This window comes from Rhizobium sp. BR 250 (assembly GCF_047445855.1).
Lineage (GTDB): Bacteria > Pseudomonadota > Alphaproteobacteria > Rhizobiales > Rhizobiaceae > Agrobacterium > Agrobacterium tumefaciens_I.
In genome coordinates this window covers 54,221-67,306 of record NZ_JARWKW010000001.1, presented here as the reverse complement: position 1 = coordinate 67,306, position 13,086 = coordinate 54,221, and the positions used below count along the sequence as shown (strand labels likewise).

The 13,086-nt window shown below is 60.4% G+C and carries 16 protein-coding genes; 7 read left to right on the top strand and 9 right to left on the bottom strand.

Going from position 1 to position 13,086, the window contains the following annotated elements:
- The first annotated feature begins 79 nt into the window (after positions 1-79).
- Positions 80-514 carry a hypothetical protein gene (locus QD336_RS00385; RefSeq protein ID WP_499168789.1) on the top strand — a complete coding sequence of 145 codons (435 nt, stop codon included), beginning with the start codon at positions 80-82 and terminating at the stop codon, positions 512-514.
- A gap of 77 nt (positions 515-591) precedes the next feature.
- Here QD336_RS00385 and QD336_RS00380 read toward each other — a convergent pair whose 3' ends face one another.
- The 3 genes from QD336_RS00380 to QD336_RS00370 all read right to left on the bottom strand — a co-directional run bounded on the left by QD336_RS00380 (position 592) and on the right by QD336_RS00370 (position 3,050).
- Positions 592-1,746, bottom strand: coding sequence for a DUF2336 domain-containing protein (locus QD336_RS00380; protein WP_499168787.1), 1,155 nt, complete (start codon positions 1,744-1,746; stop codon positions 592-594).
- Between the two features lie 111 nt (positions 1,747-1,857).
- Positions 1,858-2,469, bottom strand: a complete 612-nt coding sequence (locus QD336_RS00375) for a flavin reductase family protein (protein ID WP_269341113.1) — start codon at positions 2,467-2,469, stop codon at positions 1,858-1,860.
- On the bottom strand, positions 2,469-3,050 hold the full coding sequence (locus QD336_RS00370) for a nitroreductase family protein (protein WP_269341111.1): 582 nt from the start codon (positions 3,048-3,050) through the stop codon (positions 2,469-2,471). The genes QD336_RS00375 and QD336_RS00370 overlap by 1 nt, the downstream gene beginning before the upstream one ends.
- A 109-nt stretch (positions 3,051-3,159) precedes the next feature.
- Here QD336_RS00370 and QD336_RS00365 point away from each other — a divergent pair, with 109 nt between their 5' ends.
- Complete coding sequence (locus QD336_RS00365; protein ID WP_269341110.1) at positions 3,160-4,140, top strand: RgsD C-terminal domain-containing protein; 981 nt, start codon at positions 3,160-3,162, stop codon at positions 4,138-4,140.
- A 207-nt stretch (positions 4,141-4,347) separates the two neighbouring features.
- Here the strand turns inward: QD336_RS00365 and thrS are convergent, their stop codons facing one another.
- From thrS to QD336_RS00345, 4 genes are all read right to left on the bottom strand, one after another.
- The gene (thrS, locus tag QD336_RS00360) at positions 4,348-6,351 is read right to left on the bottom strand and encodes a threonine--tRNA ligase (protein ID WP_269341109.1); all 2,004 of its coding nucleotides are present in this window, start codon (positions 6,349-6,351) and stop codon (positions 4,348-4,350) included.
- Positions 6,352-6,477: 126 nt separating this feature from the next.
- Positions 6,478-7,002 (bottom strand): DUF1697 domain-containing protein, encoded by a 525-nt coding sequence (locus QD336_RS00355; RefSeq protein WP_499168784.1) that lies wholly within the window; start codon positions 7,000-7,002, stop codon positions 6,478-6,480.
- Positions 6,999-7,358: a membrane protein insertion efficiency factor YidD gene (gene yidD / locus QD336_RS00350; protein WP_499168783.1), complete on the bottom strand. Its 360-nt coding sequence runs from the start codon at positions 7,356-7,358 to the stop codon at positions 6,999-7,001. Before yidD ends, QD336_RS00355 begins: the two co-directional genes overlap by 4 nt.
- 3 nt (positions 7,359-7,361) lie before the next feature.
- Positions 7,362-7,808 carry an iron-sulfur cluster assembly scaffold protein gene (locus QD336_RS00345; RefSeq protein WP_269341105.1) on the bottom strand — a complete coding sequence of 149 codons (447 nt, stop codon included), beginning with the start codon at positions 7,806-7,808 and terminating at the stop codon, positions 7,362-7,364.
- A 280-nt stretch (positions 7,809-8,088) separates the two neighbouring features.
- Here QD336_RS00345 and folE point away from each other — a divergent pair, with 280 nt between their 5' ends.
- The 4 genes from folE (at position 8,089) to QD336_RS00325 (ending at position 10,728) form a co-directional block, all read left to right on the top strand.
- Positions 8,089-8,715, top strand: a complete 627-nt coding sequence (gene folE / locus QD336_RS00340; RefSeq protein WP_003495569.1) for a GTP cyclohydrolase I FolE — start codon at positions 8,089-8,091, stop codon at positions 8,713-8,715.
- A 124-nt stretch (positions 8,716-8,839) separates the two neighbouring features.
- Positions 8,840-9,292: a phosphoribosyl-AMP cyclohydrolase gene (gene hisI / locus QD336_RS00335; RefSeq protein ID WP_065655146.1), complete on the top strand. Its 453-nt coding sequence runs from the start codon at positions 8,840-8,842 to the stop codon at positions 9,290-9,292.
- Positions 9,293-9,387: 95 nt separating this feature from the next.
- Positions 9,388-10,329: a patatin-like phospholipase family protein gene (locus QD336_RS00330; protein ID WP_499168781.1), complete on the top strand. Its 942-nt coding sequence runs from the start codon at positions 9,388-9,390 to the stop codon at positions 10,327-10,329.
- A gap of 69 nt (positions 10,330-10,398) precedes the next feature.
- A complete protein-coding gene (locus QD336_RS00325) occupies positions 10,399-10,728 on the top strand; it encodes a hypothetical protein (protein WP_269341100.1) in 330 nt (109 codons plus the stop codon).
- A 52-nt stretch (positions 10,729-10,780) separates the two neighbouring features.
- On the opposite strand, the gene QD336_RS00320 is transcribed toward QD336_RS00325, so the two are convergent.
- Together QD336_RS00320 and QD336_RS00315 are read right to left on the bottom strand one after the other, a co-directional pair.
- Complete coding sequence (locus QD336_RS00320; protein ID WP_269341098.1) at positions 10,781-11,215, bottom strand: CBS domain-containing protein; 435 nt, start codon at positions 11,213-11,215, stop codon at positions 10,781-10,783.
- Positions 11,216-11,371: 156 nt separating this feature from the next.
- Entirely contained in the window at positions 11,372-12,109 is a 738-nt protein-coding gene (locus QD336_RS00315) for a rhomboid family intramembrane serine protease (RefSeq protein ID WP_499168780.1), read from the bottom strand.
- A 353-nt stretch (positions 12,110-12,462) separates the two neighbouring features.
- Between QD336_RS00315 and QD336_RS00310 the strand changes: the two genes are divergently transcribed.
- Positions 12,463-13,020 carry a PAS domain-containing protein gene (locus QD336_RS00310; RefSeq protein ID WP_269341095.1) on the top strand — a complete coding sequence of 186 codons (558 nt, stop codon included), beginning with the start codon at positions 12,463-12,465 and terminating at the stop codon, positions 13,018-13,020.
- Positions 13,021-13,086: the final 66 nt, after the last annotated feature.

The following is a 13,086-nucleotide window of genomic DNA, read 5'->3' as shown; positions in this document are numbered from 1 at the left end:
GCGTATTTCGTCGTAATATCACTGCAATCCGGATAGATGAGTTTCTAGAGCATTATTCCCGACAGAGGCAACACACACCATGAAAACAGCCCTCGTTCTCATGACCTTCCTTGGTTGCGACGACAGCGCCACCGATTGCCACTACCTCGCCACTTCGCAGCAGCGCTGGACAAGCATCGAACTGTGCGACGCCGTGTCGGAAAAGGAGCTGGAGCGCTTCGCCAACGCGTCCTATCCGGTCGTGGTGGCCGTGTGCCAGACACCGGGCGAGCAGACCCCGGGCGACCAGACCCCGCAGACGGCCGGCACGCAGCCCCCTGCTGCGGCACCCGCCGATGCGCAGCAGGCAACGGCAGAAGTTACGCCAAAGGAAGAGGAAAGCCTCACCAAACAGGCGATCGGCCGCGTCAGCCGCATCCTTCCTTCCACCGAGGGCATAAAGCATTTCCTGGGAACGCCGGTGAGGATGGTCGAGAACAGCTATTCGTGGATTGCCAAGCGGTTCGATAAGTGATTGCAGCGAACCTTCGTTCCTGCGCTTGTCACAGGAATGAAGGTGGGGGATGCTCCGGCCCGGAAACATCACGGATATTACGCCGCCTCGATCGAAAGCGCTTCCGCATAATACCGCGCCTTCTGCCGCTCTTCCGCAATGGCCAGCTTGCGCACCGCATGCAGCAGTTCGAATAGTGTTTCCGAGCCGTTGACGTCACGGAAATGCGCCAGCAATTCGGCCGAGACGGAGGCCGCGGCTTCCGAAAGCTGCGAGCGGGCGGCACGCCGCCACATCAGCGTCGCCTCGATGAAGACGTCGACCACATCCCCCAGAAGACCGATCGACTGGAACAGGGCCTTCAGAGCATGCGGCCGCCCGGTGGCCAGAATGGCGCGCACCTTGCGGTCATCGAGACCGGAGAGATTGACCATCGCCGCCGTGAAAAACTCCAGCCGCCCCGAACAGACGGCGTGGATGAGCAGCGCCGGCGTCAGTTCCAGCCGCTGGCGCAGATGCTCCACCAGCGCCGGCAGTTCCGGTGACGAAACACCGGCAGCGATGAGGATGGTGGCGGAATCCTCCGCCTCGCGGAAAAGACTGTCGGCGCGGTTGCGCGTGATCATCGCATGAACCAGCGCGGAACCCGCCAACGCTTCGCTGATACGACCCATCAAGAGATGGCGCGCATCGGCGGGCAGCGCCTCTCGGCGCAGCAGGAGATCACGGGCATCGGCGTCGCAGCCATGGCGCTCGGCAATGCGCCGGAGCGAAAACGGCGTGATGAAGGCATCGTCGTTTTCGAGCAGGATGAGGGTTTCCGGCAGGTCGCCGACTTCGGCGAGCGCGGCGCAGACACCGCGCGGCAGGCCCGGCCTTGCGGCGATAAGGGCACGCGTCAGGCTCTCGCCACGCCCGGCAAGATCGACAAGATCAGCTTCAGTCAGCACCGGCGAACGGGCAATAACCGTGCAGGCGATTTCCGGCTGGTCTTCGGCAAGCGAAACGAGAATGGCGCGCGGCGCGTCGTCGGCATCCGCCAGCGCCTCGGCAAGCGCCAGCCGCACACGTGGTGAAGGGTCATCGAGCAGATAGGTCATCGCCATATAGGCGGCATCGCGGTTTTCCCGCGCCATGTCGGACTGCAGATAGGCACGGCCGAGCGCATTGGCGGCTTTTGCCCGCTCGCTCGATCCAGCCTTTTCAGACCAGCGAAGAAATGCCTGTACGATCACCTGAGCCTCGAAACACATTCATACAATGGATGACGGCATCATCGCCGCCACCATGTATAAAACTCTAGGCGCAAATGGTTTACGTTTGGTTCACCATAAAATTTAACCCTTGCCGAAGAAGGGCTATATTTACGGCGCAGTAGAGGGGCGTTGCAGCTGGAATACATCGCTGCCGCCATCGCAGTAATCCATATAGCCCATGCGCGCCACCGGACGCGCAAGCCCCATGTCGATGCGACCATCACGAATGATCGTCTCATCGATATGGATCGCCATGACCTGCCCGATGACCATCCACGATTCGGTCGGCTTGCCGTCAATGTCCGTGAGCTGCTGGATCTGCGTCGCGCGGCACTCCAGAACCGCCAGTGCCTCGCCCACAAAAGGCGCATCCACAACCCGCCCGTCGACAGCGGTGAGGCCGGCAAGGGCGAATTCATCAACATCATAGGCAACCGGCGCGGAAGAAGCGTTCATCCGGTCGACCAGATGGCGGCTGACGAGATTGGCGGTGAAGACGCCGGTCTCCTCGACATTGCGCAGGCTGTCCTTGCGGCCGCTCGAGGAAAACATGACGAGCTTCGGCCGGTCCGAAATCGCGTTGAAGAAGGAATAGGGCGAGAGGTTCAAGACACCCTCCCTGCCCTTCGAACCGATCCAGCCGATCGGCCGCGGCGCGACGATCGCCTTGAACGGATCATGCGGCAGGCCGTGCTGGTTGGTATCCGTGGTGTAGAACATCAGATGTCCCCGACCCAGGTGACGACATCGGCAAGCTCCGGCCGCGGCCGCTCCACCGGCGGAAATGTCGTCGAGCCGATGTGGATGTAGCCCGCGACCTTCTCTTCCGCGCTGACGCCGATCTCCGCGAGAAAGGCCGGGTCGAAAGCAAGCCATTCCGTCAGCCAGTTCGCAGCAAAACCACTGGCATTGGCCGCGAAGATGACGTTGAGGCACACCGCACCGGCGGACATGACCTGTTCCCATTCGGGAATCTTGAAATGCGGTTTTGCGGTGCTGATGACGGCAATGACGACGGGCGCGCGGGTGAAGCGCGTACGCTCCGCTTCCTGCTGCTGCAGATCGAGATCGGGATTTTTTTCGAGCGCGATTCTGAGCGCCGTCTCGCCGAGACGCACCCGCTCCTCACCGCGATAGACGACGAAACGCCAGGGGGCGAGCTTGCCATGGTCGGGCACGCGCACGGCAAGGCGCAGGATTTCCTCAATTTCACCTTTCGAAGGTCCGGGTTCGCTGAGTTGCAGTGCCGGTATGGAGCGGCGAACCTTGAGATAATCGAGGAGCTTGATATCGCTGGTCATGATCAAAAATCTTCCATTCTGCTGTCATCGCGAAACTAGGGCCTTGAAATAGCCATGGCATTGGTTTTGAAGTGAGGCGGGAAAATCAAGAAGTCAATCGGTATCGAAAATGTCGGCAATCAAAATCGCGGCACGTCTGGTCATTGCATGCGCCGCGATGGGCGTTTTATCACAAGCTGCTTTTGCGCAGGACGCTTTCAAGGACTTCAAGCAACTCGGCGGCACGCCGAAAATGCCCAAACTCAACGCTTTCACCGCCCCTTCCGCTCCCAATGCCCCGACCAGCACCGCACGCGACATTGCAATGGAAGCGAAGCTGACCAGCGAAGGCGAAGCTGTGAAGGAAGGCCTGTCCTGGCGCGTCTTCAGCCCCATTCCCGGTGCTGACGGTAAGCTGCCGATGCTGGCAAGCTCGGAAGGCGGCTCGGCCGAATTCCATCTGGTGCCGGGCGAATATTTCGTCAACGTCGCCTTCGGCCGCGCGGGCGTCACCAAGAAGCTCAACGTGCCTGCCTCCGGTAGTGTCCAGAAACAGGTGCTTATCCTCGATGCCGGCGGTTTCGTGCTGAATGCGGTTGCTGGCTCCGACAAGCAGATTTCCGGCAACCAGCTGAAATTCTCCGTCTATTCCTCCGATGCCCGTCCGGATGGCGAACGCGGTCTGGTGATGGCCGATATCAAGCCCAACACCATCGTGCGGCTGAATGCCGGCACCTATCACGTGGTTTCGGAGTACGGCAACGTCAACGCGGTGGTGCGCGCCGATATCCAGGTGGAAGCCGGCAAGCTGACTGAAGCGACGCTGCAGCATCAGGCCGCGCAGATCACCCTCAAGCTCGTTTCCGAAGAGGGCGGCGAAGCCATTGCCGATACGGCCTGGTCGGTGCTGAACGGCGGCGGCGACGTGGTCAATGAAAGCGTCAGCGCCTTTTCGACCATGGTGCTGGCCGAAGGCGAATATACCGCCATCGCCCGCAACAAAGACAAGGTCTTTCAGCGCAATTTCAAGGTCACGTCAGGCCGGGATTCGGATGTGGAAGTGCTGATGAAGGACCAGGCGCCGGAAGACATGACCGGGGATTTTGAGTAGCCGACATTGCACATTCATCGTCTCGTCGGAGGCGAGATTGTGCGGAACGACCCACCACCCTCCACGTCATCCCCGGGCTTGACCCGAGGATCCATTCACGCCGCGAGACTGTGGATCCTCGGGTCAAGCCCGAGGATGACTTCAGAGAGCTTTAAGCGTCCCTCACCCCGCAAACAAAAACGGCCCCCGAAGGGGCCGTACCTGTTATCAGGCAACCTGCTTCTTCGCCGCAAGCTTGCGCTTGACATCCGGCGGCGTCGCCTCGTCCACGAGGCTTGTGATCGCTTCCTCGAGCGACATCGACGTCTGGTTCTGCGAACCGAGACGGCGGATGTTGACGGTGCGCTCTTCCGCTTCCTTGCGGCCGCAGACGATGATGACCGGAACCTTGGTCACCGAATGTTCGCGGACCTTGTAGTTGATCTTCTCGTTGCGGAAGTCGGTCTCGACCGCCATGCCCGCCTCGCGCAGCGCTTCGGCAACCTCACGGCCATAATCGTCCGCATCCGAAGTAATGGTGGCAACCACGACCTGAAGCGGTGCGAACCAGAGCGGCATGTGACCAGCGAAGTTCTCGATCAGAATGCCGAGGAAGCGCTCCATGGAGCCGCAGATGGCGCGATGGATCATCACCGGCTGCGTCTTTTCAGAATTATGATCGATATAGAAGGCGCCAAAACGTTCCGGCAGATTGAAGTCCACCTGCGTCGTGCCGCATTGCCATTCGCGGCCGATGGCGTCCTTCAGCGTATATTCGAACTTCGGCCCGTAGAAGGCACCCTCACCCGGCAGAATACCGGTCTTGATGCGGCCTTCGGACTGTTCCTCGATGGTCTTCAGAACCTCCAGCATCACGCTTTCGGCGCGGTCCCAGAGATCGTCGGAACCGACGCGCTTTTCCGGGCGCGTGGAGAGCTTGACGACGACTTCGCTGAAGCCGAAATCCTCGTAGACCGAGAGGATCAGGTCGTTGATGCGCAGGCATTCCGCCGCCATCTGCTCTTCCGTGCAGAAGACATGCGCATCATCCTGCGTGAAGCCGCGAACGCGCATCAGACCGTGCAGTGCGCCGGAGGCCTCGTAGCGATGCACGGTGCCGAATTCCGCAAGACGGACAGGCATTTCACGGTAAGACTTCAAGCCATGCTTGAAGATCTGGACGTGACCCGGGCAGTTCATCGGCTTCAGGGCGAAGACACGCTGATCGGCTTCCTCGTCATCGGGATGGGTAAAGGCATGGGCGGATTTCACCGCGAACATGTTTTCCTGATACCAGCCCCAGTGACCGGAGGTTTCCCACAGCGACTTGTCCAGCACCTGCGGCGCGTTGACTTCCTGATAGGTATTGGCGAGCCGGCGGCGCATATAGGCCGTCAGCGTCTGGAACATGCGCCAGCCCTTGCCGTGCCAGAACACGACGCCCGGACCTTCTTCCTGGAAATGGAACAAATCCATTTCGCGGCCGAGACGGCGGTGGTCGCGCTTTTCGGCTTCGGCCAGCACATGCAGATAATTGTCCAGCTCTTCCTGCGTCGCCCAGGCGGTGCCATAGATGCGCGACAGCATCGCATTGTTGCTGTCACCACGCCAATAGGCGCCGGCCACCTTCATCAGCTTGAAGGCAGTGCCGATCTGGCCCGTCGAAGCCATATGCGGACCACGGCAAAGATCGAACCAGTCGCCCTGATAATAGATCTTGAGGTCCTGGCCTGCCGGAATGGCATCCACGAGTTCGACCTTGTAGTTCTCGCCCTTGGCGGCAAAGACTTCCTTGGCCTTCTCGCGCGACCAGACTTCGCGGGTGAACGGCTTGTTGCGCAGGATGATTTCCTTCATCCGCTTTTCGATCTTCGGCAGATCTTCCGGCGTGAAGGGTTCGTTCTTGGCGAAGTCGTAATAAAAGCCGTTTTCGATCACCGGACCGATCGTCACCTGCGTGCCGGGCCACAGTTCCTGCACGGCTTCAGCCATGACGTGGGCGGCATCGTGGCGGATGAGCTCCAGCGCACGGCCATCTTCACGCGTAACGATCTCTATTTTGCCATCGGTGATGGTCTCGGACAAATCGCGCACGGTGCCGTCAAGCGCAATGGCGACGGCCTTCTTGGCAAGCGATTTGGAAATGGATTCGGCGACCTCGCGGCCGGTCGTACCGGCGGGGTAGCTGCGCACGGATCCATCGGGAAATGTAAGGGAAATGGCTTCAGACATCGTCTCGTGCTCCTGTCCAGTCCCGCCAACGAATGCGGGTGGTGTTGGAATAATGATTTGCCCGCGACAAGCGGACAGGCAGGCTGATAAAGGCTTTTGCCATTGCAGTCAAAGGTGAAGGGCAGTTCAGCGAAGCATTTCCGCGAGACCATTGACCGTATTGGCGTTGCGGGTCGTGCCGATACCGAGCCTTTTGGTGGTCAGGACCGACAGAAGCCGGCTCTCGCTCGGTTTGCCGCAAAAATCGATCCAGAGATCACCGCCGGCAAGGGTGATCTTTTCCCTGCCCCGGTATTTCTCCAGCAATTCGAGGACGCTATTGTCCAACGGCGCCCGCATGACCCGAATGCAGACATCCGGAGGATTGCCTTCCGGAAACGGATTATCCGTCGCCAGTTTCAGCCAATCGCCGCCTGAACGAACCAGAATATCGACATGTTTGCCGAAACGGTGTTCGAAAGCCCGTTCCAGCCTGTCCTCGATCTCGCGAACAGGTGCCGCTTCAGTGCGAAAAACCAGATTTCCGGTCGCGACAAGCGTCCTGCATTCCGCGAACCCCAGCTCTTCCGCCAAGGCCCTGAGATCGGCCATGACGAGCCGCTTGCCGGGGCCAAGCACGATGCTGTGCAGCAGGGCCACATAGTCATTCATCGATGCCGGCTCCAGTAGCGCCAGGGCATCCACCAGCGCCTGCTGCCATCGAGCACCTCCGGCACCGGGTCCAGCCCGCTGGTGCCGCCCGGACCGCAGCGCGCCACACGAAACAGCGTCATCCAGCCGCCGGCCCAGAGCCCATGGCGGGCAATCGCCTCATAGCCATATTCGGAACAGGTGGGGATGTGGCGGCAGGAGTTGCCGACGAAGCCCGACAGCGTGAGCTGATACAACCTGATGAAGCCGACGCCGAAAAGCCGTCCCGGTGTCTTGGCGAAGGTGCCAGCCCAGTTGCGGGATCGCCCGGTTTTCACCGCCGTCTGCTCATGCCGGCAGCCCGGTTCGCCGCACATCGCCTAACCCGCGACGTTGAGAGCCGGGCGGCCTTCGATCTGGTCGAGCGCATCGACCACGGCCTCGAAGGTCAGCATGGTGGACGCGTGGCGCGCCTTGAAATCCCGCACCGGCAAAAGCACCCGCATGTCCACAAAACGGCCCGTCGGCCCCTCGCCATCCTGCTTGAGCATGGCGAGCATATCTTCCCGCGCCTGCCGGATTTCGCCGGTGGAAGCCCCAACGATGTGATGTGCCATGATGGAGGCCGAGGCCTGCCCCAGTGCGCATGCACGGACTTCGTGCGAAAACGCCGTCACTATGCCGTCTTCGACCTTCAGATAGACCTTGAGTTTCGAGCCGCACAGCCGCGAGTGTTTTTCGGCACTGGCATCGGCATCCTCGAGAACTCCCGTCAGTGGAATATTCCCGGCAAATTCCAGAATGCGATTATTGTAGATATCGTCCATCGAAGTGTCCGGCGCGCTCAAAAATACCCAAAACGGGACAGGTCAGATTTTTCAAACACAGCGTTTGTCGCAGTGAAGCTTTCCTGCCCTTCATTCTCATTATATGCTAACGAGCTTTCTGGACATCAAGCCGTGATCAAATTAACGGCTCCGATACCGAAAAAACAGCATCGGTCTTGCCAAAATGCTGTAAAACAACCAGATAGCAGCAGCTGCGAACATGAGTTCGCGATGAAAAACGAATTCAGGTGCGGCCTTTACCCGCATCGGGAGAGACGGAATGGATGCGATCGTGAAGAATTTCCCCGGCGCTGGCGCAAAACCAGACGTGGCCGAAGCTCGCCCAAGCCAGGCCGAAGCGGAAGAAGCCGTGCGCGTTCTCCTGCGCTGGGCAGGAGAAAATCCGGCCCGCGAAGGACTTCTGGATACGCCGAAGCGCGTCGCCAAGGCCTATCGCGAGCTTTTTGCCGGTTATGAGCTGAACGTTCAGGACGTGCTTGGCACGACCTTCGAGGAAGTCGGCGGTTATGACGATGTGGTGCTGGTGCGCGACATCCCGTTCTTCTCCCATTGCGAGCACCATATGGTGCCGATCGTCGGCAAGGCGCATGTCGCCTATCTTCCGGCCGGCCGCGTGCTTGGCCTGTCGAAGATCGCCCGCGTCGTCGAAATCTTCGGCCGCCGCCTGCAGACGCAGGAAAACATGACGGCGCAGATCGCAAGATCGATCGAAGAAACGCTGAAACCGCGTGGCGTTGCCGTCATGATCGACGCCGAACATATGTGCATGTCCATGCGCGGCGTAAACAAGCAAGGGTCCACGACGCTGACCACCAGCTTCACCGGCACGTTCAAGAACGATCCGGCCGAGCAGGTGCGCTTCATGACCATGGTGCGGAACCGCTAAGCATCGGACCGAAAAGTGTAGCGCGGGTTTCCTGAAACCCGCTGCCCAGACAAATTTTGGAGTGGCGGACTGATTGCATTGTCTCCGCCGCTCTGAAACCTTCCGCTTTTCTCCCGGGGTAGCCATGTCCATTTCGTTTCCGTCCGCGCCTGCGGACAAGGAAGTGCTCGAAAACGCAGGTCTCTTTTCGCCGAAATTCGATGCTCACGGCCTCGTCACCGCCGTGGTTACCGATGCACGCGACGGCGAATTGCTGATGGTCGCGCACATGAATGCGGAAGCCCTGTCGCTGACGCTCGAAACCGGCATCGCGCATTATTACAGCCGTTCCCGCGACAAGATCTGGAAGAAGGGCGAAACCTCCGGCAACCTGCAAACGGTGAAGGAATTCCGCACCGATTGCGATCAGGACGCCGTCTGGCTGAAGGTCTCCGTCGCCGGCCATGATGCGACCTGCCACACCGGCCGCCGCTCGTGCTTTTATCGCACCGTCGAGCTCTCCAACGGCGATGCCGTGACGAAGATCACCGACGATACCCGCCATTTCGATCCGGCCACCACCTATTCCGACACGTAAACGGCCACCTTCCATCGGCCGCACCAATTTGCTACCAATATAACGGGCTCCAGGGATTTGGGGGGAGCCCGAAGGAACTGGCAGGGAGTGCGGTCATGTTGGGATGGGGAAATCGTCACAATCAGCTTGCGGCTGGAAATCCCGAAGCCACCGGCAATGAGCCACCCGTCACCCAGATCGTCGATACGCGCAGAATAGCGCTCGCCCTTGGCGGCGGCGCGGCGCGCGGCTGGGCCCATATCGGCGTGCTGCGGGCGCTGGATGAGGCGGGCGTGAAGATCGGCATGATCGCCGGCACCTCGATCGGCGCGCTTGTGGGCGGTTGTTATCTCGCCGGCAAGCTCGATGAGCTGGAGGAGTTCGCCCGTTCGCTGACGATGCGCCGCATTGCCGGCCTGCTTGACCTCACGATCGGCGGCGGCGGCCTCTTCGGCGGCATGCGGCTTACCAAGCGAATGCAGGAGCATCTGGAAGGCCTGCGTGTCGAAAATCTCGACCACCCCTTCATCGCAGTCGCCACGGAACTGCGCACTGGCCACGAGGTCTGGATCCACCAGGGTGATCTCGTCACCGCGCTGCGCTCCTCCTACGCGCTGCCCGGCATTTTTGAGCCCGTGCAATGCAACGGCCGCACCCTGATCGACGGCGCGCTCGTTAACCCCGTGCCCGTTTCCGTCTGCCGCGCCTATGAGCAGGCGCTGGTCGTCGCCGTCAATCTGAATTACGACCTGTTCGGCCGCTCCGCCGTGGTCAAGCACGCCGCCTCGCCGTCGCATGGCGGCGTTGCGCCGGCTGTGGAAAGCCCGCCGCGTCCCGGCCTGCCGGGCGTCATGGTGCAGGCCTTCAACATCATTCAGGACAGGATTTCGCGCTCGCGCCTGGCGGGCGATCCACCCGATCTGATGCTTCATCCGCGCATCAATGATATCGGCCTGTCGGAATTCCATCGCGCCAGCGAAGCCATCGACCGGGGATATCAGGAAACACGCGCACGTATTCCGGAACTCGAGCGTATGCAGCAGGCGTTCCGGCGCTGAGGGCTCCGCGTCACAGATGCCTTCAAGGCCCAAGGGCGGATCGACGAAACACCGGGCTGTGGTGAGATCATGTACTGGTATATCTCAATCCTGCCCCCAGCCGTCGAAAGCACGCTGTACGACACGAATCCACTGATCGAGTTTCTGGAAGGACAGCCTGAACTCAGGCGCACGAACCCCGTCAGTTTCGGGGCGGCGGACGGTCAGCCGTGGATCGACATCACCATTGTGAAAGGAACGGCTGATGGCAACTGGTCCAGCAGCGGCACATTCATTTCACAGTTTAATCGGGTTGAAATCGTCTGCTCTGATTATGAGCAGCAAAACTTCTATGTCGAAATATCGGCCAAAATAGCCGACTTTCTTGCATGGCGACTTATCACCAAGGGTGATGTGTGAGTCCCGGCCCGAGACTGAAGCTTTTCCAGCGGTCTGACGCCGGGACACAGGATCACCCGGCAATATAGGCCTTGATATGCTCGGCCTCGGCCTCGATTTCGCCGATCCGCGCCTTCACCACGTCACCGATGGAGATGATGCCGGCAAGGCGGCCGTTCTCTTCGACCGGAATGTGGCGGAAACGTCCGCCGGTCATGATTTCCATCAGTTCATCGGTGGTGGAGTTGTGATGACAGCGGATGACGTTCTTGGTCATGGCCACGGACACGGATTGCTGGAGGGAAACGGCGCCCTGGGCTGCGATGGCCTTTACCAGATCGCGTTCCGTGAAAATGCCGAGAACAACACCATCGCCATCGGTGACGACGACGGAACCGATCTTATGCGCATGCAGCGTTCCCGCCGCCTCGCCGATGCTGACTTCCGGACCGACAGTCACGACGTCCCGGCCCTTGCGGTCGAGAAGATCCTTTACGAATGTTGGCATGCCTTCCTCCTCTTTTCAGCGACCCGCAGCACGCCGCAGTCTCCCCTGGCGGTTGCAAATCATGAGATATGGTGCGCTGAGGTCCGCATGAATGCAATCCCGGATGGGACGCGCGAAAGCAAATTTGCGCCACGGCCGACAAGGAGCGTGATCGGCTTAACGTGACGGACGATCGAACAGACCGAAGAACAGGAAACCCAGCAGGAAGCCGAAGACATGCGCATCCCAGGCGATTTCCCCGCCGACATCACCGAACAGCGGCACGCCCACCGCGATCAGCACATTGCCGAACAGCCACATCAACGTGAAGATCAGCACGGTGCGGTTGGCAAGCGCCCCGAAAATGCTCTGCCGCGGCATCGAATGGCCGAAGGAGGCGCTGTATCCGCCGCGCGCGGGAAAGGCGAAACGGCAGGCCGCGCCCATCAGCGCCGAGACGACACCGGAGGCCCCGATCAGGACAGTGACATCCCCCCAGTTCAGCGCCGCATGGCCAAAGGCCGAAACAGCCGCGGAAATGCACCATAACAGCACGAAGCGCACTGTTCCGATCCGACGCAGAACCGGCGCGCCGAAGGCCATCAGCCACAGGCCGTTAAAGAGAATATGCTCGACGCCGCCATGCAGGAAGGAATAGGTCATCGGCGTCCAGAGCCATTCCAGCCCCTGCTGGGAGAAAGGCACCGCGTAACGCAGCGGAATGAAGCCGAAGGTGAAAATGAACCAGCCATTGCCCTCCTCGGACAGAAGATAGGCGGGAACCACATAGGCAGCGACCAGCGCCGCCAATATGCCGACCAGCAGCGTCGGCAGGTTGAAGACGGGATTGTTCGTGTCGTCTTTCGGCTCCGGCGTTTCCGAAACCGGCGGCTGCTCGCCGTCCCCGTAGGACATGATCCCATCCCTGTCTTGGTAGAAATTTGCGTTCACCGAGCAATATAGGAAGCCCGGACGAAAAAAAAGCCGTCCCGCCCTTGCTGCGCGACGCCAAACCGCAACCGGTTCAAGCGGCGGGCCAGCGGGCGGTCCGGCTCGTCGGCGCGCCGCAAGATCATGGGGCAGCGCCAGTCAATTGTGCTGACGGAGTATTCCCCGACATGGCGGCACCCGTGCCACGGGCCATACCACCACGCAATATCAACCCTTTGTTAACCTTAACAAATCCAGTTGGCACGAAAATCGCTACATCACCAGATACAGGCGTTCGGATGGACATGATGTCTCAAAAACGAACAGGGAGAGATGCTATGAAAAGCATGGCCGGACTGGACATATATGCCTATTGGGATGAATTGCGGGGCAGAAACCCCGCCCCCCGGCGCGAGGATATCGATCCCGCGAAGCTCAAACATCATCTCGGCGACCTTTTCATCCTGACGGACAAGGGAGAGGCCACGCCATTCTTCCGCCTTGCCGGCACCCGCCTCTGTGACCTGTTCGGCCGGGAACTGCGCGACCGGCCGTTTTCGGAACTGTGGCCGCGGGCAAATGCCACCTTCCCCTGCCGCGTGGCGCGCGGCATCCTGCAGCACCAGTTGCCCGTCGTCTTCGATGTCGAAGCGGAAGACGACCATGGCGCCTCGCCGCTGGCATTCGAAATGCTGTTATTGCCGCTGCGCACGGATGCCGACGCTGCCCAAAGGCTGCTCGGCGCGCTGCTTCCCGAACGGCCGCGTCATGAATTCGCCGCGCCCATCCATTGCCTGTCGATGAAAAGCAGCCGGTTGCTGCGCATGGACATCGCGCCGGCGGGGCATTGGACGGAAATGGAAGCGGCCGCGATACCATTCGCAGGAAGCATCTGACGGATTTCCCGGACTGCGCATGGCCGGGCCGGAAGATTTACGCCGCCCCGGAATCTCGAAAAATAG